The following is a 22108-nucleotide window of genomic DNA, read 5'->3' as shown; positions in this document are numbered from 1 at the left end:
GTGCTGTAGATGCAAGATGAAGATGTTTGAGCATAACAAGAACAGCCAGCTCTTGCTAGAGGAGATTAACCTTAGGCTTTCTTGATCGCTGCTGTTGCGAGGGATATTGCTTTTGCAACTGCCTCATCCAGATTATCAATCCAGTGTACAGGCATGTTTACCAAATCCTCTTTGACCGTATCAAAATTCCCCCCAACAACACGAATAACAAATTGAGGCAGTTGGGGTCGAGAGGCTGTTCGTTGGAGGCTAAGACGACTACCATCACTTCGTTCTTGGCGGAAACGTGAGGTCATTGCGATCGCTTTTTCCGTTCGGTCTGCCTCATTCAACACGGATGTTTCCCCAAGGTGAGAAAGGAGATAGTTAGCAATGACCTCCGCTACTTCTTCACTGGCAGCAGGGCTACTTAAAATGTTGACCAAAACAACCTTGATGCCGTCATTGCTCGTAAGCTGCTGTAGTGCGCCTTGCAGTTGTTGCACTGGAGAAGACGTAGACTGTAAATCCCAACTAGCATATCCATTCACAATCAGACAAGTAGCTGGCTTTCCCTTTGCCCGGTAAATCAAATCTAAAGTTGCGGCAGCAAGACAAGTGCCATTACAAAGGATGCCAATATTGCCATCGCCCTCTGTCCAGTTGAGTTCAGTCAAGGACTTGGTCGGCAGTTGTTGGTCTTCACTATCACTACTGGTTGAAACTAAAGTTGCCAACTCAGAATGACGACCAAGAGCATTGTCATTGGCGATAATTTTGCCGTCTAGAGCCATCATCTCACCTGTGGAACTGATACCGAGGGGATTGATTTCTACTAAGTCCAAATCCTTTTCGACAAAAAGCTGGTACATCTTCTGCACAATCCCGCTCACAGACTCAATGAGATTACCTTGCAGTCCCATTTTGAGAACTAGACGCCGCGCATAAAAGGGAGAAAATTCTTGATCCACGACAACCCTTTGCAGGTGTTCGATCACTGCCTGCACATTGACACCGCCTCTGGAAGAACCCAAGAGAACCGGACGCCCCAGTGTGTAGTCAAGGATGACTGCCAGAAAAAACTCCTGTTCCGCGTTATAGCGGGACTCGGCTAGCAACACTTGAGGATACTGGCCGAGAATCGACAGGTTGAAAATTGCCCTAGCGGCTGCGATCGCATCAATGGTATTTTCCACAAAACGGATACCACCCGCTCTCCCTCTTCCCCCTGTAGGCACCTGAGACTTCAGAACCACTGGATAAGGAATCTCTAAACGCTTGAGGTCTCTAGGATGGTCAATACGTTGGGACGGCAAAACAGGAATGCCGATCTCACGAAATAATGCTTTCGCCTGGTACTCTAATAAGTCCATGAATGGAGTGTAGTTTAACAGTCAGTGGTTCTGATCAAAGTTACCAAACTCTGAGGTTCTAACGAGTTCGTTAGCTTACACACTAGAGCGCCTTTTCCAGTCTTTTTCAACCTGGTCAATTCTATAGAAACGCTTCCAGAACATATCCAAAAGCTTTGTGGGCATCAGTTTCGTCATCAAGAACAGCATCATCCTCCCACCCGTTGCTGCTAAGTAGCGGGGACGGGGATGTCGGTCAGTAATCGCCCGGATAATCACATGGGCTACTCGTTCTGAACTCCAGGCTAGAGGCGCGGTTTGCTGTTCTATTTCCTTGATTGCCTGTATAGCGGGTCGATAGAGTGTTCTCCCAGCTTCCGGAACATTCAGATCAACTCTATCGCCAGCAACACTGAAAAACTCCGTTGTTACGGGTCCAGGCTCGATTACGCTGACTTTGATATTAAATGCCTCTAACTCCATTCGCAGCACATCACTAAGTGCTTCCAAGGCAAACTTAGAGGCACTATACATACCGCCAGCCGGAAACGGCAGGCGCCCTCCTAGGGATGACACATTGATAATTCGTCCGCATCCTTGGTCGCGCATGACCGGGATTAACGTTTGGGTTAAGACTAATGGACCGTGGAAATTTACAGCAAACTGTCGTTGAGCGTCTTCCGGTAAGATTAATTCAATGGGTCCCATCTGCCCATAACCTGCGTTATTGACAAGGGCATCCACTCGTCCAAAACGTTCAATCGCTGAGTGTGCCAAGGCTTTTACCTGTTCAACTTGAGCCATGTCAGTCGGCACAACCAAAACATCTGCACCTGCTTTAAGGCACTCAGTCGCTACAGCCTCAAGCTTTTGCTGATTACGGGCAGCCAGTACCAAGCGAATGCCCAAGGCTTTGACAGCTAATTGTCGGGCAAGGGCAGCGCCAATTCCTGCGGAAGCGCCAGTAATCAAGATCACTTGTTCAGCTAAAGGGGAAGCCTGAGTCATAATAAGTTTTTTGCTTTTAGTCGCTTGTTAAGTGCTGTTTAGTATCTATTTGCATCTTAAAAAGATCAGGAGAGATTAGAGGTTGGTTGAAACAACACTCAAGGTATTCGTTTATAATTCCAACGAAAACTGGTATTGTGCATCTACCCGCAAGGAGAAACTGGTAAAATCAGGCTTTTACATCAAGGTCGGCTAATGACTTCGTTTATAGCTCTGGGTGATTGGTCAGTAGTTAGTAGTCAGTAGTCGGTTGCAACATACAACGGACAAAAAGCGACAGCTTATATTTAGAAGAACGGTGTGGTCAGATGAAAACAGCGACGCGCCCCGACGATTTAGAAATCTTAGGGCATCTTTTACAGGCAGACTTGCAGAAAAGACTCTCGACACTTGTCCCCATTCAGGTGCGGTGTCTGCTTAAGGAAGGGGCGCTGGTGATTTTGGTTCAGCATCGGCTAGATGTGATGCTAGAGCAACAAGAAATCTTTGATTTTTTGGAGCAAGTAATTCTTGAGCATCATTCGTCAGTTGGCAATCCGGTAAAAATTTATTTGCGGGTAGCAGGGCAAAAGCAATCTTATGCCTCTCACTCGTTCTTAACAGAGTCCCTCTCCGAGCCAATAGTAACTGCTGAGAGTCCTGTTGAAACGGTAGAGAATTTCCCGAAATTCCTTAACCCCGCCGTTGAGGAAACAGAGAGTGATTGGACTGAAAGTGAGTTTACTCAAAGCCTGGAGGCACCGACAACCGATTCAGAGTTGCCTCACCCTTGGGATGAGCCGATTTCAGAAGACGAGCCTCAACCAGATGTTTGGTCGCCTGAATCACCTGAGACAGAAGCCAGCAAACCCAAGTCAAAGTCCTCTTTGCTGCCATTAATTGTTGCTGGTGTGGGTTTGAGTTTGGCTGTTTTCTCCACTAGCCTTTATGTTCTCACCCGTCCTTGTGTCATTGGCGTGTGTAGAGCAATTCCTGAGGCTCAAGGCTTGAGTGAACAATCTACAGCAACGCTGCAAAACCCTGGTTCAGGGAAGGATGTTCTGGAGGCGCAACAGCAGTTGCTGGATGCAATTGAGATTCTGGAGTCGATTCCTTCTTGGTCGAGCCATCATCGGCAAGCTCAAGAACTGCTGAAAGCCTACGAAGCGCAAGCAGAACGGGTTGATGAGATGGTGACAGGATTGAAAACGGCGGCGAGGGCTTCTTATAAAAGTCAAAATCCGCCTCATCCAGCTTCAAGGTGGATCGAAGTGCAGAGTCTATGGCGAGAAGCGATCGCACAGTTAGAACAACTTCCCACAAAGAGCAATCTCCAACCTTTGGCTCAACAAAAAATTAAGGAATACAAGGCGAATTTAGCCCAAACCAATCAACGATTGGTCAAGGAGCGACAGGCTCAAGGCTATATTAACTCAGCAAAAGAAGCAGCGTTAATTGCTGAGGCACGTCAAGGTGTCGCTCAAACCTTACCTCATTGGCAACTCGTCTATTCCACCTGGCAGGTTGCAATGAACCGTCTCAAGCAGATTCCTCAAGGCACAACGGCATACGAAGAGGCACAGCAGTTGTCAGCATTGTATCTGCCAAAGATGGCTGTAGCACGCGATCGCAAAGCTCAAGAGCAATTTGCTACTAATGCCTACACTCAAGGACTCCGGATTGCTCAACTTGCCAAAAATTCCCAATCTGATAGTCAATGGTCAATGGCATTGATTCACTGGCGCAATGCTTTGAATTATTTAAACCAGGTTCCCAATGGCACCTTTTACCACGCCAAGGCACAATCTCTTATTAGTCCCTACACACAAGCTCTCAAGCAAGCACAAGGGCAATTACAGGCAGTTTTGAAGCTACAACAAGCCCGAAGTGATTTGCATCAAACTTGCTTTGGCAAAACCCAGCAGGTTTGTAGTTACACCCTCACCAGCAACGCCATCCAGGTTCGGTTATCGCCTAGCTATATGGAAAAGGTGAGACAAACTGCAACCATCGCGAAAGCGAGAGGTGACTCTAATGTTCAAGCGGGTGTTGTCAATCACATTTTGACATTGGGAGAAGCGCTTGAAGCGATTAGTGATAATGCCCGAATTCGCGTAGATGTCTACAATCCTGACGGTAGCTTGATTGAGACACATATGCCAGGGATGTAATCGGCACCTAAACGTACCTTTGAAAACCGAATATCAAGATTTTCCTCTCCGGATAAGTGAAACTCTGAATACTTTAGAGAAGGCAGAAAAGCGATCGCACTTCACCCAGATTAAAAAGCGATCAGTTTCTTCATCAAGAGCGTTAGGATTAATGTCTGTAATTGAACGATAAGTGAAGAAGTTTATGGAACAGATAAGTGTAGAACATATTGAAATCAATCCCAACATACGGGGTGGCAAACCGCGCATCATTGGTACGAGAATCGCAGTGGAAGACATCGCTGTAATGCATCTAAAAATGGGGCACTCTCTGATAGAAGTTGCTAGTAAGTACGATTTATCTCTAGCATCAGTTTATGCCGCGATGGCATATTATTTCGATCATCAGGAAGAAATTGACCGACGCATTGAGGAAGACGATGCATTTGTCGAAGCGTTTAGGCGTAACAATCCTTCCCAATTGCAAGAAAAGCTCAGGACACTGAGAAGTGAATGAACGGGTTCGCTTTCACCTAGACGAGCATATTGACACTGAGGTTGCACGTGCCTTGCGTCGTTACGGCATTGATGTAACAACGACGGTTGAAGTGGGATTGCGTACTAGCCTAGATGAGGCACAGTTAGCATTTATCCGTCAAGAACAGCGTGTAATTGTGACTCATGACAAGGACTTCCTGAGCATTGCTAGCCGCACCAGCAATCATCCAGGTATTACATACTGCAAGCAGGGAACTCGTTCGATTGGCAAAATCATTGAAAGTCTGCTTCTAATTTATGAAGTGTATACGCCGGAAGAAATGGTGGGGCGTGTCGAGTTTTTGTGAGAGACATCGCATTTTTTACTTCTACAAATAATCCAACAATTATATATAGCAACAGAATAGGGTAATTTAAACTCCGGAGTAGTACGGCATAGGTCGTTAAAAAGGTATATCTTTACAAAAGTAAGATGTGCCAGTAACCTCTGCAAACCTCCAAAATTTCGTCTATTTCTGCAAGCAACACATCAGAGGTGATGAAAAGGGAGAGTCTCAAACCTTCCTAAATCAGTTTTTCCGAGCCTTCGGATACGAAGGAGCATTACAAGCAGGCGCAACCTTTGAAAAACGGGTCGCTAAGGGCAGTAAAAAGGACAAGACAGGTTTTGCTGACCTGGTGTGGAAGCCTCGTGTCTTAATCGAAATGAAAAAGCGGGGGGAAGACCTTAACAAGCATTACACCCAGGTTGAGAAATACTGGATGCGGCTTGCGCCTGATCGACCTCGATATGCAATGCTCTGCAATTTTGATGAGTTCTGGATTTATGATTTCGCTAACCAGGTTGATACCCCGGTAGATACCATTTCGCTAGAGCATTTACCAGAGCGAAGTGGAGCCTTCACGTTTATGGAGTTTGAGAATCAGACTCCAGTTTTTCGCAACAATCAGGTGGAGGTAACAGACCGGACAGCCCGGAAATTAGGGGAGCTTTATCAGCTTATCGTTGAGCGGGAAAAACGAACCAATTCTAGGAACTTCGATGAACTGAAGATTCAGCGGTTTTTGCTCCAGTGTGTGCTGGCAATGTTTGCCGAGGATCGTGAACTCCTACCCCGTGACTTGTTTACCGCTTGTATACAGGACTGCCTGAGTGGAGCTAGTACCTATGATGTCCTGGGTGGGTTGTTCCGAGAAATGAATAATCCGGGAATTACGCTAGCCGGACGTTACAAGGGTGTGGACTATTTCAATGGGGGTCTGTTCTCCCTAGTTCACCCAATTGAACTGACACCAGAAGAACTAAATTTTTTAGATGCCTGTGCCAGGGAAAAATGGACTAATATACGACCCTCTATTAACGTCTTGAGAAACTATTGCTCAATAAAATAGCTGAACGCCGCAAAACTCCAGCCAAACAGATAGAAATGGGTTTTGTTACGCCGCTCCAATTCTATGGCATAGACACTAACCCGTTTGCCGTTCAACTGGCACGAGCAACAATGATGATTGCGCGTAAAATCGCCATTGATAAACAAGGTCTAACTGAGCCTGCTCTACCGTTGGATACGTTGGATCAGAATATTGTTTGCGAGGATGCCCTATTCACAAAATGGGCTAAAGCTGATGCTGTCATAGGCAACCCGCCTTTTCTGGGAGGTAAGCACATGAGGATAGTTCTTGGGGATGACTATATAGACCATGTGTTTCAGCGTTTTCCAAATGTAAAAGACTCTGTAGACTTTTGCTCTTATTGGTTCCGTCTCGCTCACGAGCATCTAGGAGAAAACGGCAGAGCTGGACTTGTCGGCACTAATTCTATCAGTCAAGGAAAGAGCCGAACTGCAACCCTAGACTACATTACCCAGAACGGCGGCTACATCCATGAAGCCATTTCAACTCAACCTTGGTCAGGTGAAGCAGCCGTTCATGTGAGTCTCGTCAATTGGTGCAAAAAAGAACCTAGTACTTATCATCTGGATAACCGAAAGGTTTCTCAGATTAATTCCTCACTGACATCAACAACGGATGTTTCCTCCGCTGTTCGCCTATCCGCTAACCGAAATCAATGCTTTCAGGGAGTTATTCCCGTTGGAAAAGGCTTTCTTGTGACCGAGGCGCAGGTAAAAGCTTGGATAAAGGCTGAGCCACTTAATCAGGAAGTACTTAAACTGTTTTCAATGGGCGCAAACCTGGCGAAAAATCCTCATGGCAGACCAGAGCGTTGGATTATTGATTTCAGTGATATGCCAATCGAGGAGGTTAGTGATTACAAACTCCCCTTCGATCATGTTAGAGTCCACGTCAAGTCAGAACGGGAGACAAACCGTGAACCTGTAATGCGCGAAAAGTGGTGGCGGTTTAAGCGCACTAATGAGGCAATGAGAAAAGCGATCGCTCCTCTATCCTGCTACTTCACCGTACCCAGAGTTTCAAAATGGGCGATTTTTATTCCTGCTCCTCTCAACTGGTTACCTGGTGATAAGTCAGTTGTTGTTGCCTCTGATGACTTCTATGTACTTGGTCTTCTCTTGTCGAAAGTTCATCGCACCTGGATGAATGCTCAGAAATCCACACTCAAAGCAGATATTGCTTACACCCACAACACTTGTTTTGAAACCTTTCCCTTTCCGCAAAATCCACTAGCAAAACTCGTTGAACAAATCCGGGCAACGGCTCATGATTTGCACAACTATCGTACCGAGCAAATGGAGAAGAAACAATGGGGCATCACTCAGCTTTACAACAAGTTCTTTGATGAGCCATCAAGCCAACTCTATAAGCTTCACGCAAAGCTCAACCAACTGGTGATGCAAGCCTATGAATTTAGTCCTGATGATGACATTCTGGGGAGGTTGCTGGCGTTAAATTTGGAACTAGCCTAGAAGGAAAAGCGGGGTGAACCTATCGTTGGATCTTGGGCACCTTACAAAGATTAATAGTTCTTCAACCTGAATAAAATGCGATCGCACAGCATCCTGAGGTGCGATCGCATTTTTTACTTCTAATAAAGTGATGTGAACTTAATTCAGAGCAATGACAACAAGCGATCGCATCCTCAAGTTGTGTACTCTGCATTAATCTTCACATAGTCATAACTCAGGTCACAGCCCCACGCCTTGCCCGTACCAGAACCACTGCCAACACTAACCGAGATTAAAACAGTATCTTCCTTTAAATATGCTCCCGCTGCCGCTTGCTTAAGATAAGCACTAGCCGCTGCACGGTCAAAATCTAGAGGTTGCCCAGCCTCCATAAGCTGGATATCTCCTAGCTGGATTTTGAGATTGTCTTGCTCAAATAGAACGCCTGCACGTCCAGCCGCAGCGGCAATTCTGCCCCAGTTCGGGTCACGACCAAAAACGGCTGACTTGACCAATGATGAGCCTACAATAGTTTTAGCAATTTGACGCGCCGCTTTATCATCCGGCGCACCTGTGACTTGCACTTCAATTAGACAGGTTGCCCCTTCACCATCACGAGCGATAGACTTTGCCATATACTGACAAACTGCTGTAAGCATCGCCTCTAGCTTTTCGGCTTCTGGTCCCATTTCTGTAATAGCGGCTGTCCGGGACTGACCATTCGCCAAGGCAATCAAGGTGTCATTAGTACTGGTATCTCCATCAACAGTAATTTGGTTAAAACTCTTATCTGCTGCCCGACTCAACATTTGTTGCCATAGTGGGGTCGAGACAACAGCATCACAGGTAACAAAGGCGAGGAGAGTTGCCATATTGGGATGAATCATCCCAGAGCCTTTGCAAATACCACCCACCCGCACGGGACGGTCATCAATTGTTGTCTCCAAAGCGATCGATTTAGTCACTAAATCTGTAGTGATAATCGCTTGCGCCGCTGCATCTGAACCTGTTTCAGAGGCAGCCGCGACGAGTTGAGGCATGGCTGACACCAAGGCATCCATCCGGATTCGTTGACCAATAACACCTGTAGAAGCCAGCAATATCGCATCAGCAGGAATTTTCAGCACTTGACTAAGAGCTTCAGCACTGGCTAAGGCATCTTTCCAGCCTTGCTCACCCGTGGCGGCATTCGCTTGACCAGCATTGCAAAGAATTGCACGAGCGCTGCCTCTAGCTTGCAAACGCTGACGGCAATAGTCTACAGGAGCGGCACGAACGTGACTCGTTGTAAAGACACCCGCTGCGATCGCATCTACATCTGACAAAATCAACGCTAAATCCGGAAGCCCCGAAGGTTTCAGACCCGCCGTAATTCCTGCGGCTCGATATCCCCTAGGAGCTGTGACACCACCAGTAATTTCCTGCCAGTCTGACATAGACTCCCTCCTGAAAACCTTGACTCCTGCACGAGAGGCGATTATATCAAGTCTTAGGCATCAGATAAGTAGCTTATTGACTTTTTCTGTGCAAAATATGTGCAAAAAAAAAGAGAGCCACTTACGCAACTCTCCTAGTCATCAGGGTGCATCTACTTCTCATAAGTATAAAGCTTAGGGATGGGGGGTGTCACCCCCTATTTAGGAAATATTTTGACCAACCAATTTGGCACAAAAAAAAAGAGAGCCACTTGCGTAACTCTCCCGGTCATCAGGGTGCATCTACTTCTCATAAGTATAAAGCTTAGGCGTGGGGGGTGTCACCCCCTATTTAGGAAATATTTTGACCAACCAATTTGGCACAAAAAAAAAGAGAGCCACTTGCGTAACTCTCCTAGTCATCAGGGTGCATCTACTTCTCATAAGTATAAGGCTTGGGGGTGGGGGGTGTCACCCCCTATTTAGAGAAATCTTTTGACCAACCAATTTGACACAAAAAAAAGGAGAGCCACCTAAGCGACTCTCCCGATCATCAGGGTGCATCTACTTATCACAGTATATAGCTAACAGAATGAGGGGGGACACCCCCTGATTTATTTTTTGTGTGAAGTTTGAGATTGAGTTTATCAAGGAAGGGCGAAGCGACCAAAGTAGCAAGAATCAGCCTCCCTCGCGGCTTTAGGGAGGGATTCTTCAAAGATTGCTGTACTGGTGTTCTAGCCGTTCAGCTTCTTACTTAGGATTTGGTTAGTCAGTTTAGGGTCAGCCCGCCCACTGGTTTTCTTCATCACTTGCCCAACAAAGAAGCCTTGGAGCTTGGTTTTGCCGTTGCGATACTGCTCTAATTCCTTGGGATTGGCAGCAATGATTTCATCAATGATTGCTTCAAGTTCACCTGTGTCAGAGATTTGAACTAGACCCTTGCGTTCAACGAGTTCTTTAACGGAACCACCCTGAGACAACAGTTCAGGTAGCAGTTCTTTGGCAATTTTGCCGCTAATCGTGCCGTCTTCAATCAGGGTGATCAGTTCTGCCAGGATGAGCGGTGTGAGAGCAATCTCTGTGATTGTGTGCTTCCCTGTATTAAGATAAGCCGCGATGTCTCCCATAACCCAGTTAGCGGTTTGTTTGGGATTCGCCTTAGCCGTGACAGCCGCTTCAAAATACTCAGCGACTAGTCGATCATCCGTTAGCACACGGGCATCATAAGCAGAAAGCCCCAACTCGCTTTCATAACGGTGCCGTTTTTCGGCAGGTAGTTCAGGGAGTTCACTACGCCACTGCTCTAACTGTTGTTTTGAAACCTCAATTGGAGGAAGGTCAGGTTCCGGGAAATAGCGATAATCACTAGAGCCTTCCTTAACTCGCATACTAATTGTGCGTTGGCTCCCTTCTTCCCAAAGCCGAGTTTCTTGAATAATCCGCTCTCCAGCTTCGACAGCAGCGATTTGCCGCTCAATCTCGTATTCGATCGCTTTTTGGATGGCGTTGAAGGAGTTCATATTTTTGATTTCAACCTTCGTGCCAAACTCCTCTTGTCCGACAGGACGCACGGAAATATTGACATCGCAGCGTAGAGAGCCTTCCTGCATATTGCCATCACTGACACCGATGTAACGCATAATCCGGCGTAACTCTTGGGCATACTCTGCCGCTTCTTGACCAGAACGCATATCGGGTTCCGAGACAATTTCAATCAGTGGCACACCCGCACGGTTGTAATCGACCAAAGAGTAAGTCGAACCGGAAAGCCTGTCACTGCCTGCGTGAACCAACTTGCCAGCATCTTCCTCCATATGTAAACGAGTGATACCAATCTTTTTCCGAATTAGGTTACCCGCCTCGTCAGGGAGTTCAATCTCTAGCCAACCATGCTCAGCAATTGGCAGGTCAAATTGAGAAATTTGGTAGTTTTTAGGAAGGTCAGGATAAAAATACTGCTTGCGATCAAACTTGCTGTAGGGTGCAATCTGACAGTTCAGCGCCAAACCTGCTTTGACGGCGTACTCTAGTACCTTTTGATTGAGTACAGGTAATACTCCCGGCATTCCCAAACAAATTGGATCAATGTTTGTATTCGGGGTAGCACCAAATTCTGTGGAGGAATGAGAAAAAATCTTGGTTTGTGTACTCAGCTGACAATGGGTTTCTAAACCAATGATTGCTTCGTACTGCGTTTTAACCCGTACAGCAGAGGTCATAAGCGTTTTGGATGCTTGTCTTATTGCAACAGATCTCTATTCTATTTTATTAGTGCAAGCCGCTGAGTAGAGCGCTTTAGTCTAAAGTACAGACACTAGTTTAAATAGTTGTCATTCACAAATTATTCACAACTCCTGGTTAACTTAGTAAGTAAGCAGGATTAAGCCTGAGCCGGTAGCGTCAAGTTAAAGCCTTATCTGTAAACCGCTAGCCAGTAATCTCGAAACTGTTGACTAGCTTATAACTTAACTAAAACCCAGACCAAAATGGTCTGGGTTTATTATTTGAACTTCCTCATCCCATCTAGCTGAGAATTTGTTCGATCATCCGGTTAGCTTGTGATGCATAGCTACCGCCAAAGAGATTGAAGTGATTGAGGATGTGGTAGAGGTTATAGAGAGTTTTTCGCTGTTTATAACCATCATCCAAAAGCCAAGCTTCGTTATAACCGCGATAGAAGGCAGCAGGGAAGCCGCCGAAGAGTTCTGTCATTGCAAGATCAACTTCGCGATCGCCTATATAAGTTGCTGGATCTAAAATTACAGGTTCTCCCGACGTAGTAACGGCTGCATTTCCTCCCCACAAATCACCATGCACCAAGGAAGGCTGAGGCTGATGATTCAGCAGTTTGGGAATTGCTGCTATTAATTGCTCTTGCTGAGGAAAATGACCACCACGCCGCCGTGCCAGTTGAAATTGATAGCCAATTCGGTACTCAGCAAAGAATTCTGCCCAATCCGATGTCCAGTTATTCAGTTGTGGGGTTGAACCAATCGTATTGTTTTGCTCCCAGCCGAACCCTTTAGCGGTGGGAGGGTTCCAGCGATGCATGGCGGCTAACTGATGCCCCATTTCTTCCCACGTCTGGGAGTTGTTACTGTCACCTAGTTCCAACCACTCCAATACGATGTAGGAAGAATCAGCCGCTGTTCCCCAGCAAATGGGTTTGGGCACCCGAATGGCTTGAGTTTCCCGCATCTGCTTTAAACCCAACGCTTCTGCCTCAAACATCTGCACCTGAGAGGCTTGGTTGAGCTTTACGAAGTAGGTGCGAGTGTTGCCGCTAACGCAATAACCCTGATTGATACAGCCTCCACCAACAGATCGGCGGTTATTGATTTCAAACGCCTCACCTGTGGTTTCGCTGATATGGCTAGCAATTTGTGTCCACATCTTGGAATTTTAGATTTTAGCTGGCTTGATGGTAACAACACCATAAGCCTTAGGAGAAAGGTACTGCTGTGCAGCTACTTGAAGGTCAACAGCATTTAATGATTGGATTTTGCTAGGGTAGTTTAATGCTGGTGCTAAGTCTCCTAACTGCGACTGGTAGTAACCATACAATGTTGTGCGATCGCTTGGTTTTTCATTTCCAAAGATAAAGCGATTTGCGACTTGTGTGCGGATACGGGCAAGTTCTGATTCTGCCACTAATTCTGTCTGAAACTTGCGGATGTGTTGTGCGATCGCATCTTCCACCACAGCTAAATTCTCTTCTGGTAACTGGGCGGAAATATAAAAGACTCCCTGATGCCGTTGTGTCATATTACTCACGCCGATGTGAATAACCAGTTGCCGTTCTTCTCGCAAATCCCGAACGAGCCGTGACACCCTACCCTGCCCTAAAATCACTGATAGGACATCAAGCGCATAAACCTGCTCTAACTCATTCATTCCTGGAACGCGCCAAACCATCACCAGCCGCGCTTGCTGTAAGGTTTCGTCAACATACTCCCGACGAACAACTTCTGTAAAAGCGGGTTCGGGTGTAAAGGTTTGTGGTAATAAGTTTTTGTCTACTTCCTGAGTGCTAACTGATGTTTGCGTAAACCCATCAGCGACAATCTCAATCAACTCATCAACGGGTAAGTTACCCACAGCAACAGCAGTCATTGAGCGGGGTTGATACCAAGTGCCGTGAAAGTCCCGCATTTGCTGAGCTTTTAGCTGTTCAATCACTGATGCTGGGCCTAATACCTGTCGTCGGTAAGGTAACTGTTCAAACGTTGTCTCAATTGCGCGTCGAAATGTGCGGCGTTGAGGGTTGTCTTCTGAACGGCGAATTTCTTCCAAAACGACCATTCGCTCCCGCTCAAAGGCATAATCAGGAATGCTGGGATTCAACACTACATCAAGTTGCAGAGGGGCAAGTTCAGCAAAATCTTTGGGTGCAGTTGTGATGTAGTAGTGGGTGTAATCCTGACTTGTCGCAGCATTCGTCACCGCACCCCGCTCTTCTATTAACCGCTCAAATTCGCCACTTTGCAGTCGTGGTGTTCCCTTAAAGACCATATGCTCTAGAAAGTGAGCCATGCCGTTGATGTCGTCTGACTCCGCAGCGGAACCAACGTTAATCCAAACATTTAAATTGACGGCTTCAACAGGCATCTGCTCTGCCACAATTGTTAGACCATTAGGCAGCTTCTTGAGCGTCGGGGCGTTGAGTGGGGGAGTTTTGAGCAGAGTTGAAGTCATTTGTTACACACTTTTTTGCTATTCCCTTTCTATCTTAATGAGGTAGGTCTTTACCCTGTTGGGTTACTATCGCTGGAAATAGAACAGTATGTGTGTACGCTAGCAGCGATAGTGCTTGGGAGAGGCAGAACCCATCGACCAACTAATTCAGGACTTTCGCCACTATGCCTCTGACGGTTATCGGGCAGTGCATTTGCTGGATATAGGAGGAGATGATGATGAACCGGAAGACTTGAGACAGCTTCCCGCAGAGGTTATCCAACTGCGTGAAGCGATATTTGAGCCGCTTTGCCCTTACCTACAAAACCACCAGCACCTATTTATTGCTCCTGATGGGATTTGAACCTGCTACCTTTTCAGATTCTCCCCACTGATGAGACGGGCGAACAACTGCTGATGGACGAGTACCGCATCAGTTACCTCAGTGTCGGGCGAGATATTCTGCATTCTCAAGTTCAAACCCCGCGTGCAGTACTCGACCTCTGGGCAACTGAACTCGCTGTCCTCTCTGCCTGCAACACCGCAATGGGCGACATCAAAATAGGCGAGGGCATCTTTGGATTGCGTCGCGCCTTTGCCGTCGCCGGAGCAAAAACCCTGGTGATGAGCTTGTGGTCAGTCCCCGATCGCGCAACTGCCCTACTAATGGAGCGTTTTTTCACCAACCTGCACCAAGGTCTAGGTCGTGCCGATGCCTTACAAGACGCCCAAAATTACATCCGCACCATCACCGTCAAAGAATTGCAGCAATCTTCACTTGGTCTTGCCGTGCTGGAAGAATTACAAAGATATTCACCACAAGATTATCAATTTTGTCAAGACAATAGACCCCTTGAGCATCCCCATTTCTGGGGAGCCTGGGTTTGTCAAGGCGATACTACAGCAATGCTAAAGTCACAGGGATGGAACTGAATTAGGCGATCGCCACCTGATAAAAAGGGGACTTGAGAAATTCCCCCTTTACCCAGTCAATCCTTAATCCGCGATCGCCGTATCAACAACAACGAGGTAGAGGTCCGCAAACTATTTACTGTTTGTCAAGATTTATGCTGTAGAGCAGGCTTCTAGTGTTGTCAATTCTTATTGACTTATCGGCATACTTATGAATTGGACATTAATTCTTTAAAACTGGTTTAGCTACATCTAAACTATGACTAAAGCAAAAAAGTGTCCCAAATCACAATTTGGGACACTAATTCTTTAAAACTGACCATTAATTATTTAATGGTGTACAACAAGAAAAGGCGGCACCCGGATTTGAACCGGGGGTGGAGATTTTGCAGACCTCTGCCTTACCACTTGGCTATGCCGCCGTAAGTTCAGTTTACTACTATACCAAAAAAGGCGACAAACAACTAAGCAGGAATTACGCACTGCCACACACGGTAGGGGCGCTCTAAGGTGCGCCCCTACGACAGAATCAGCCTTTCATCAAGAAACTGCGTAAGTTCTACTAAGGATGAGTGCTGCCATCAGGCATAATTGCATTGTTGAAATTGACACCTTCTTGCTTGGCACGCATGATGTCTATCTTCGCACCCTCTAACTCAGCCTCAGCCAAGTTCGTCTGATTGAGCTTCGCATTGCTCAAATTAGCATCTTTCAAATTTGTCTTGCTCAGGTTTGCAGTTTCCAACTCCGCACCCGTCAAATCGGCACCCGTCAAATCTGCCTCAGTTAAGTTTGCATTTTTCAGTTCCGCACCGCTTAGCTTGGCGTTCTTTAAATCAGCACGGCTGAAGTTGGCACTTTCTAGATTGACTCCGCTCAAATCTGCACCAGCCAAATTTGCACCCGTACAATCTGCATTCCTGAAATCCATACCACGCAAGTTTTCTCCCTCAAGTTTTAGTCCTTCGCACTTGACGGTAAGTCCCTGCAATTTGGTATCACTCACCTGGGTTTCATTGGGAATCGGCTCTATCGTTTGTAATTGGACTTTTTCTCCGGCATTTGTCAGTGCATTTTTGACAAGGAAAAACATGCCTCCAAAGGCAACTAAGGCTGTTGCAAGACCAGCTACTAAGATTTTAGTTCGCTTTGTGGGACGTGTTGGTACAGGTTGCTGAGCTGGCACCTGCTGTAACTGCATTTGATCAATCGCTTGTTGAATAAACTCTGGCGGAATTTTTGCCTCTGATCCAGCATCCATTAGCTCTTTTACGGAATAGCTCTGGTTGTGCTGAGCATATAGCTGAGCAGCAAGGGTAAAAACCTCCTGAGTTTTGTCTTCAGGAATACGATATTCTGGGCGGTTCATAGTGCATTCGGGGGTGAAGACAAAGGACAATTCAAAGACTATATTTGCGATCTTATTCCTCTATTCAGCTAGCGTCAGCAGCAAGCAGCTAAAGATTTAACTCAAGGGTATCTAATAATCGAGAGTGTTAGTCTGGGAAAAACGTTAATTACTCAGACTTCATCATTTTTTCAAAAATAGTTTTTGTATTTGAAGACTTGCTCAAGCTTTTGCAGATTTAGCTATTAGCAGAGGCTCTTGTGCTAAGGACAGCATTATCTGTGTTTACAAGATAATCTGGCTACAAAAATGTCTAGCGAAATTATTATTTTAACCGATTCTTGAACCAGCCAGAATCAAGAGATTGATACTATTCAAGATGCAGAAATGTTGAATATTAAGAAAACCTCATAAAAATTAGTCCAAAATTATGATAAGTTTTGGACTAAACATCAATTAATCTTATTAGCTTCTATGATATTTTCATTTCCTCGTCTTGTCAAAGAGCTGCTGGCTCCCCTATCTGAAAATGATTATCCTGTCCTGAATACCCGTTTGTTTGTCAAGTGTTGGCTGAGCTATGCTATGGACAAAAGCTTAACAAGTATGAGGGACTTATTTAAACGATTAAATAACACCGGATTTTCCGTAGATATCTCAATTTTTTCTCTCATCTAATATTCACAGAAGCCAAAAGCCATTTATAGAGATTTATCAAAAACTCTATGAATTGGTCAATAGAAAGGGGTTGAGCAAACAACGAGATAACTATTCAATTTGTCCAATTGACTCAACAACTATAACATTAACAAGTAAGTTACTTTGGGCGCAAGGATATCATCAAGTTAAGCTATTTAGTTCTTTAAATCTCTCGCAGGGACTGCCGGAAGAAAGCCTGATAAATTTTGGATACGATCATGACTATAATTACGGAAAAGAGATGATAGATTCATTACCGAAAAATGGTGTAGGGGTAATGGATAGAGGATTTGCGGGTTTAGAATACATTAAGCAAGTATCCGAGGGGCAAAAGTATTTTGTTCTGAGAATTAGTAATAGCTGGAAGTTGGCATTTGACAATGATACAGGATTAATAAGAGTCGGAACAGGCGAAAAAGCTGGAGTTTATAGAGTGATAAATTTCTGTGACCTAGAAACAAAAACCGAGTATCGCCTAGTTACGAATTTGCCGCCAGAAGGAGAAATGGCTGTGACGGAGGAAGAGGTCATGGAAATTTACCGCTGCCGTTGGGGAATCGAGCTATTATGGAAGTTTTTGAAGATGCATTTGAAACTGGACAAACTAATTACCAAAAATGTCAATGGAATTGCTATACAGATTTATGCAACATTAATGGCTTATTTAATACTACAAGTTATAGAAATTCCTCAACAATGGGGACGAAAGCTACTTGATAAACTTCGCTATCTTCAGGCATGTATGTGTCAAGAAATCAGCTATGTCCACGGGATGACTAAGTTAACTAAATGTTAACCAAAAGCTCTCAGATAGGAAGAGTCTACCTCATTATGTAAAGTTTTGTATCTAGATTCAACATTTCTGTTCAAGATGCATACTCAATCTGTGTATATATGCTGCGATCGCTCTTTTGCTGAACTAATCCTTCACGAAAGTTTTTGTAGCTACTTTGAAGCCAGTAATACACCAAGCCTTACAAATAATTTACCCTAGCTTTCGCTTGTGTTTTAATACATTCAAATACCAGCTCCTAAAGGAGAAGCTTCTGCCCTCTACCTTCTGCCTTCTGCTTTTTGCTATGAATCCAAGAATTGGATGGACTAATACCAAGTTATGGATGACTCATCAGCAGTTGGCTACCTCTATATCTAATCTACGTCCGCTTCTCTCGTGTCCATCCACGATAAACCTACACCTGGATAATAGGTGCCGAGGATTTGTTGGTAGTCATAACCCTGCTGAGCCAATTTTAGGGCACCCGTTTGACTCATCCCCCTACCACCAAAAACATTAGTCACAATGTCATCAGAGGCAGCATACATTGATTCCACTACTCCGCCTTTGTGACTCAGGAAAACTCCAGCTGTTTCTTGAACAGCTTGCTGTGTGGTGTTCCATTCTGCACTGATGCCTTTGTAAACTTGCCAGCGCTGAGTGTTTCCTAGATCGTACAGAGCGTTAGCAGGTCGCAAGTAATGAACTAAGGCATAGGAGCGAGCGGCAATGGCTTGAGCTTTTAGAGCTGCCATCGGCCAACTTGGAGAGACTTCAGCGCCTACTACACTAACAAGATAATTCTCAAGGTCAACATAGTTCACAGCTAGTAGGGTATTACCTTTAGAAACCAGAAGTAAATCACCTCGATACCAGCGATCGCCTACAAATACATACCCTCCTTTCGTGGGCTTAAGCCAAACACCTGCTGGAGTTTGCCACTGACCAACACGGATATTTGCTCCCTCTGGGCTGACATTTGTCCCATCGTTGGCGGCTAGCTTGCCCAGAACTTTACCACGAGCATCAATCACCTCGCCAGGTGTTGAGGTGCCAACGACTAGGGCGCTATCTCCATTCGCAACAGCAACTCGTAGCTCTAGCAATGGGGCATTTTTAGCTGCCTGGGCAGCTTGAGCTTCCGCTGTGGTAGAACCTTGAGATTTAGGTTTTTGCTTATTACTTGTTTGGGAAGGCTTTGAATCTTGGGATTTGGCTTTGGATTTTTGTGGCTGTGATGTAGAGGTTTTTGTAGGAGAAGATTTGGATGGAGCTTTATCAGTTTTGGCAACCGTCGATTTAGAGGCGGTTGTATTTGTTGTAGTAGTATTACTTTTTGGCGAAAAAGAGAGACTTTGGCTAACTAGACGTTGATGCCAATCCCGTTCGGCTAAGACATCAGCTTGGGCTGGCCCAGGGGAAGACGCTAAGTTAGGGGAAGGTTGCTGCGGCGATGCTAGCGACGGCTGAGGTCGTTGTGCCAAGGATTTTGCTAACACAATAGGCACAACCAAGGCGGCTGAAAACAAAAAAAATGTCCACAACACTGAGCGGTTAAAAACTGGGTGCTTGTCAGGCGAACGAAACATGCATCCTCACTCCTACTTTTATCTCTCATAGCCTACAACAAGCAAGTCTAATTGCCAAAAACCAAGTAAGCTTTTACGCATTTAAGTAAGCAAGATATACTCACGGAAAAAGGTTAAAGGGAAAGGGGAAAAGGTTTTTCTCTTTAACCTTTCACCCTTCACCTTTAACCTTTACCCTAACTTGGAGCAGGACATCTAATGTGAGCCTATTCATTTAGCCCCATTGCTGTTGCAACGGCTGAGATTGTCGGCTCAATTCCTTGCTTGAATTGGTTATTACTGTGTTGAATTGCTGTATCTGGGTCTTTTAAACCATTACCAGTTAATACACACACTACTGTAGCGCCTGTGGGTACTTGGTCTTTGACTTTCAACAAGCCAGCAACTGAGGCAGCACTAGCGGGTTCACAAAAAATTCCTTCTTCAGATGCTAGCAATCGATAGGCTTCAAGAATCTCAGCATCGGTGACGCTGTTAAATTTACCTTGACTCGCCTGTTGAACAGCGATCGCTTTTTCCCAACTCGCGGGGTTCCCAATCCGAATTGCTGTTGCTATCGTTTCGGGATGAGTCACAACTTCGCCAGTAACCAGGGGAGATGCCCCGGCTGCTTGAAATCCCATCATCACAGGTAAGCGATCGCATTTCCTATCCTGATGGTACTGGCAAAATCCCATCCAGTAGGCTGTAATATTCCCAGCATTCCCTACCGGGATACATAGCCAATCGGGGGCATCACCTAAGCTATCCACCAATTCAAACGCTGCTGTCTTCTGACCTTCTAGCCGATAGGGATTAACCGAGTTAACTAGGGTAACGGGATAGTTTGATGCCATCTCCCGAACAATTCCTAAGGCTTGGTCAAAGTTGCCCTGAATTGCTAAGACTTCTGCCCCATATAGTAAGGCTTGCGCCAACTTACCCAGCGCCACATAACCATCAGGAATTAGCACAAAGGCTCGCATTCCACCCCGACGGGCATAGGCAGCAGCAGAGGCAGAGGTGTTACCCGTGCTAGCACAGATCACCGCTTTTGCTCCTGCTTCCTTGGCTTTGGAAATTGCCATCGTCATCCCCCGGTCTTTAAAGCTACCCGTAGGATTGAGACCGTCGTATTTCACCAGTACTCTTACACCCCTACCAATCCTTTTTGCGATCGCTGGGGCAGGAATTAAGGGAGTATTGCCCTCTTGGAGCGTCACGACTGGAGTTGAGTCACTTACTGGTAAATACGAGCGGTATGCCTCAATTAAACCTGGCCAGTTGAGATGTCCTGAGGCAGTATTTCCGATAGCCGATAGGTGGGCAGTAGACAAGCTTGAAGCCACAATTGGTTAGTTGTTGGTTATTGGTCGTTAGTTGTTAGTTGTTAGAAGTAGTTTTTATAACTAACAACTAACAACTAATAACAATCAACTCTTAGTTTACCGTGAGTGGTTCGGTGTCGCTGAAGAGGTTTGGGGCTTGTCGATCCGCCGCTTGATGATTTTGGGGCGTTCCACGGGTGGCTCGAAATCGGGAGCCATCCAAGCGGGCTGAGTTTGGTCGTAGACCATTTGCAGGGCGGCTGCTGCGATCGCATGTGGATCGTATTCCTCACTCATATCCCGCACTACGGGTAGGAAGGATGCCATGCGTTCACCGGATAGTGCCTCACGCAACTGTTCTTGCAGTTTCTCCAAGCGCCGGGACTCAATTTGCGATCGCGTTGGGATTGGTGACACGTTCAGCGTTTGCCGCACTTTTCGCTCAATCAAGTTCAGCTTACGCCGCTCAAACGAACTAATCAGAGAAATTGCGATTCCTGTCTTTCCAGCACGTCCCGTCCGACCAATGCGGTGAATGTAGCTTTCCACCTGATCGGGGAGGTCGTAATTAATCACATGGGTAAGATGATCAACATCTAAGCCTCGTGCCGCAATATCAGTTGCCACAACCCAACGGACTTGACCTGCCCGGAAGCGGGACAACAAGCGCTCTCGCTGAGATTGGCTCAAATCGCCGTGGTACTCATCTACACTGTGACCAGCGGCTTGTAATTGACTGGTCAGTTCAGCGGCTGCCCGTCGTGTCCGCACAAAAATCAAGGCGGCTTCCGGGTCTTCCAGTTCTAGAATCGGCTGGAGGGCTTTTGCCTTCGTCCAGCCACGGGGAACGATGTAAACTCGCTGCTCAATCCGTGATGGGGTTGCTTTGGGTTGCTCAACGGTCACTGTCGCTGGTGATTTCAGGAACTTGTTGACCAACTCTCGGATTGGACGTGGCATGGTTGCCGAGAAACAAGCGGTCTGACGCTCAACAGGTGCTTGCTTGAGGATTTTTTTGACATCATCAATGAAGCCCATGCTCAGCATTTCATCTGCTTCATCAAGTACGACCCAGCTAACGTTATCGAGCTTGAGATCACGCCGATCAAGCAAATCAATCACTCGTCCAGGTGTACCGACAACAATTTGTGCGCCGCGTTGTAGGCTGCGGACTTGGCGCTCCATTGATTGACCACCGCAGACGGTGACGATTGATAGACGGCGATTACTGCTGAAAGTGCGAATTGCCTCAGCGACTTGAGATGCCAATTCTCGTGTCGGTGTCAGTATTAAAGCTTGTACTGCTCGATTTTCAGTGTCGATTCGCTCTAGCATCGGCAGTGAAAACGCGGCTGTTTTCCCGGTACCAGTTTGAGATTGTCCAACGACATCACGTCCAGCAAGTAGTTGGGGAATCGCTTGGATTTGAATCGTTGTGGGTGTCGTGAAGCCTAGTGTTTCCAGTTGATTGATGGCAGCTTCGGACAGGCCCAGGCTTTGAAAGGAAAGGGTCATAGTTTAGTTGTTCGTTGTTAGTTTTCAGTTTTAAGGATGTC

Annotated in this window: 19 protein-coding genes, 1 tRNA gene and 1 pseudogene; 9 read left to right on the top strand and 12 right to left on the bottom strand. The window is 46.0% G+C overall.

Annotated elements, in window-relative coordinates; genetic code table 11:
* Positions 1 to 71 precede the first annotated feature (71 nt).
* Positions 72 to 1352, bottom strand: coding sequence for an ATP-grasp domain-containing protein (locus tag H6F98_RS18295; protein WP_192220131.1), 1281 nt, complete (start codon positions 1350 to 1352; stop codon positions 72 to 74).
* A 75-nt stretch (positions 1353 to 1427) separates the two neighbouring features.
* Entirely contained in the window at positions 1428 to 2339 is a 912-nt protein-coding gene (locus H6F98_RS18290) for an SDR family oxidoreductase (RefSeq protein WP_192220130.1), read from the bottom strand.
* A gap of 308 nt (positions 2340 to 2647) precedes the next feature.
* Between H6F98_RS18290 and H6F98_RS18285 the strand changes: the two genes are divergently transcribed.
* From H6F98_RS18285 to H6F98_RS33585, 6 genes are all read left to right on the top strand, one after another.
* Positions 2648 to 4489, top strand: coding sequence for a hypothetical protein (locus tag H6F98_RS18285; RefSeq protein ID WP_192220129.1), 1842 nt, complete (start codon positions 2648 to 2650; stop codon positions 4487 to 4489).
* 19 nt (positions 4490 to 4508) lie between these two features.
* The gene (locus H6F98_RS18280; RefSeq protein WP_192220128.1) at positions 4509 to 4661 is read left to right on the top strand and encodes a hypothetical protein; all 153 of its coding nucleotides are present in this window, start codon (positions 4509 to 4511) and stop codon (positions 4659 to 4661) included.
* 12 nt (positions 4662 to 4673) lie between these two features.
* Positions 4674 to 4985: a DUF433 domain-containing protein gene (locus H6F98_RS18275; RefSeq protein WP_192220127.1), complete on the top strand. Its 312-nt coding sequence runs from the start codon at positions 4674 to 4676 to the stop codon at positions 4983 to 4985.
* Positions 4978 to 5313: a DUF5615 family PIN-like protein gene (locus H6F98_RS18270; protein ID WP_192220126.1), complete on the top strand. Its 336-nt coding sequence runs from the start codon at positions 4978 to 4980 to the stop codon at positions 5311 to 5313. The genes H6F98_RS18275 and H6F98_RS18270 overlap by 8 nt, the downstream gene beginning before the upstream one ends.
* 127 nt (positions 5314 to 5440) lie before the next feature.
* Complete coding sequence (locus H6F98_RS33590; RefSeq protein ID WP_242058598.1) at positions 5441 to 6358, top strand: type IIL restriction-modification enzyme MmeI; 918 nt, start codon at positions 5441 to 5443, stop codon at positions 6356 to 6358.
* Positions 6343 to 7851, top strand: coding sequence for a DNA methyltransferase (locus tag H6F98_RS33585; protein ID WP_242058597.1), 1509 nt, complete (start codon positions 6343 to 6345; stop codon positions 7849 to 7851). The genes H6F98_RS33590 and H6F98_RS33585 overlap by 16 nt, the downstream gene beginning before the upstream one ends.
* Positions 7852 to 7912: 61 nt before the next feature.
* On the opposite strand, the gene H6F98_RS34140 is transcribed toward H6F98_RS33585, so the two are convergent.
* From H6F98_RS34140 to H6F98_RS18245, 5 genes are all read right to left on the bottom strand, one after another.
* Positions 7913 to 8044 carry a hypothetical protein gene (locus H6F98_RS34140; RefSeq protein ID WP_277927594.1) on the bottom strand — a complete coding sequence of 44 codons (132 nt, stop codon included), beginning with the start codon at positions 8042 to 8044 and terminating at the stop codon, positions 7913 to 7915.
* A complete protein-coding gene (argJ, locus tag H6F98_RS18260) occupies positions 8025 to 9266 on the bottom strand; it encodes a bifunctional ornithine acetyltransferase/N-acetylglutamate synthase (RefSeq protein WP_192220125.1) in 1242 nt (413 codons plus the stop codon). Before argJ ends, H6F98_RS34140 begins: the two co-directional genes overlap by 20 nt.
* Positions 9267 to 9982: 716 nt before the next feature.
* On the bottom strand, positions 9983 to 11467 hold the full coding sequence (gene gatB / locus H6F98_RS18255) for an Asp-tRNA(Asn)/Glu-tRNA(Gln) amidotransferase subunit GatB (RefSeq protein ID WP_192220124.1): 1485 nt from the start codon (positions 11465 to 11467) through the stop codon (positions 9983 to 9985).
* 304 nt (positions 11468 to 11771) lie between these two features.
* The gene (locus H6F98_RS18250) at positions 11772 to 12641 is read right to left on the bottom strand and encodes a fructosamine kinase family protein (protein WP_192220123.1); all 870 of its coding nucleotides are present in this window, start codon (positions 12639 to 12641) and stop codon (positions 11772 to 11774) included.
* Positions 12642 to 12650: 9 nt separating this feature from the next.
* A complete protein-coding gene (locus H6F98_RS18245) occupies positions 12651 to 13943 on the bottom strand; it encodes a pitrilysin family protein (RefSeq protein WP_192220122.1) in 1293 nt (430 codons plus the stop codon).
* A 115-nt stretch (positions 13944 to 14058) separates the two neighbouring features.
* On the opposite strand from H6F98_RS18245, the gene H6F98_RS32830 reads away from it, so the two are divergent.
* Both H6F98_RS32830 and H6F98_RS32825 read left to right on the top strand, forming a co-directional pair.
* On the top strand, positions 14059 to 14286 hold the full coding sequence (locus H6F98_RS32830) for a hypothetical protein (RefSeq protein WP_199348624.1): 228 nt from the start codon (positions 14059 to 14061) through the stop codon (positions 14284 to 14286).
* A complete protein-coding gene (locus H6F98_RS32825) occupies positions 14283 to 14855 on the top strand; it encodes a CHAT domain-containing protein (RefSeq protein WP_242058596.1) in 573 nt (190 codons plus the stop codon). The genes H6F98_RS32830 and H6F98_RS32825 overlap by 4 nt, the downstream gene beginning before the upstream one ends.
* 330 nt (positions 14856 to 15185) lie before the next feature.
* On the opposite strand, the gene H6F98_RS18235 is transcribed toward H6F98_RS32825, so the two are convergent.
* Both H6F98_RS18235 and H6F98_RS18230 read right to left on the bottom strand, forming a co-directional pair.
* A tRNA-Cys gene (locus H6F98_RS18235) sits at positions 15186 to 15256 on the bottom strand.
* 140 nt (positions 15257 to 15396) lie between these two features.
* Complete coding sequence (locus tag H6F98_RS18230; protein WP_192220121.1) at positions 15397 to 16203, bottom strand: pentapeptide repeat-containing protein; 807 nt, start codon at positions 16201 to 16203, stop codon at positions 15397 to 15399.
* A 453-nt stretch (positions 16204 to 16656) separates the two neighbouring features.
* Here H6F98_RS18230 and H6F98_RS18225 point away from each other — a divergent pair.
* Positions 16657 to 17677: pseudogene (locus H6F98_RS18225) on the top strand (IS4 family transposase).
* 353 nt (positions 17678 to 18030) lie between these two features.
* Here the strand turns inward: H6F98_RS18225 and H6F98_RS18220 are convergent.
* The 3 genes from H6F98_RS18220 to H6F98_RS18210 all read right to left on the bottom strand — a co-directional run bounded on the left by H6F98_RS18220 (position 18031) and on the right by H6F98_RS18210 (position 22067).
* Positions 18031 to 19245 carry a SpoIID/LytB domain-containing protein gene (locus tag H6F98_RS18220; RefSeq protein WP_192220120.1) on the bottom strand — a complete coding sequence of 405 codons (1215 nt, stop codon included), beginning with the start codon at positions 19243 to 19245 and terminating at the stop codon, positions 18031 to 18033.
* A 206-nt stretch (positions 19246 to 19451) separates the two neighbouring features.
* A complete protein-coding gene (gene thrC, locus H6F98_RS18215; protein WP_396812505.1) occupies positions 19452 to 20537 on the bottom strand; it encodes a threonine synthase in 1086 nt (361 codons plus the stop codon).
* A gap of 132 nt (positions 20538 to 20669) precedes the next feature.
* Positions 20670 to 22067, bottom strand: a complete 1398-nt coding sequence (locus tag H6F98_RS18210) for a DEAD/DEAH box helicase (protein WP_192220118.1) — start codon at positions 22065 to 22067, stop codon at positions 20670 to 20672.
* Between the last annotated feature and the right edge of the window lie 41 nt (positions 22068 to 22108).

Origin of the sequence: Microcoleus sp. FACHB-SPT15 (assembly GCF_014849525.1) — a bacterium.
In the GTDB taxonomy this organism is placed as follows: Bacteria; Cyanobacteriota; Cyanobacteriia; order Cyanobacteriales; family Coleofasciculaceae; genus Symplocastrum; species Symplocastrum torsivum.
This window is presented reverse-complemented; position numbering and strand designations above follow the sequence as displayed.

What these genes read in the sequence shown, in the direction of transcription:
- H6F98_RS18295 (WP_192220131.1), bottom strand. Translation starts at nt 1,352, where the DNA reads ATGGACTTATTAGAGTACCAGGCGAAAGCATTATTTCGTGAGATCGGC.
- H6F98_RS18290 (WP_192220130.1), bottom strand. Translation starts at nt 2,339, where the DNA reads ATGACTCAGGCTTCCCCTTTAGCTGAACAAGTGATCTTGATTACTGGC.
- H6F98_RS18285 (WP_192220129.1), top strand. Translation starts at nt 2,648, where the DNA reads ATGAAAACAGCGACGCGCCCCGACGATTTAGAAATCTTAGGGCATCTT.
- H6F98_RS18275 (WP_192220127.1), top strand. Translation starts at nt 4,674, where the DNA reads ATGGAACAGATAAGTGTAGAACATATTGAAATCAATCCCAACATACGG.
- H6F98_RS34140 (WP_277927594.1), bottom strand. Translation starts at nt 8,044, where the DNA reads ATGCAGAGTACACAACTTGAGGATGCGATCGCTTGTTGTCATTGCTCT.
- argJ (WP_192220125.1), bottom strand. Translation starts at nt 9,266, where the DNA reads ATGTCAGACTGGCAGGAAATTACTGGTGGTGTCACAGCTCCTAGGGGA.
- gatB (WP_192220124.1), bottom strand. Translation starts at nt 11,467, where the DNA reads ATGACCTCTGCTGTACGGGTTAAAACGCAGTACGAAGCAATCATTGGT.
- H6F98_RS18250 (WP_192220123.1), bottom strand. Translation starts at nt 12,641, where the DNA reads ATGTGGACACAAATTGCTAGCCATATCAGCGAAACCACAGGTGAGGCG.
- H6F98_RS18245 (WP_192220122.1), bottom strand. Translation starts at nt 13,943, where the DNA reads ATGACTTCAACTCTGCTCAAAACTCCCCCACTCAACGCCCCGACGCTC.
- H6F98_RS18230 (WP_192220121.1), bottom strand. Translation starts at nt 16,203, where the DNA reads ATGAACCGCCCAGAATATCGTATTCCTGAAGACAAAACTCAGGAGGTT.
- H6F98_RS18220 (WP_192220120.1), bottom strand. Translation starts at nt 19,245, where the DNA reads ATGTTTCGTTCGCCTGACAAGCACCCAGTTTTTAACCGCTCAGTGTTG.
- H6F98_RS18210 (WP_192220118.1), bottom strand. Translation starts at nt 22,067, where the DNA reads ATGACCCTTTCCTTTCAAAGCCTGGGCCTGTCCGAAGCTGCCATCAAT.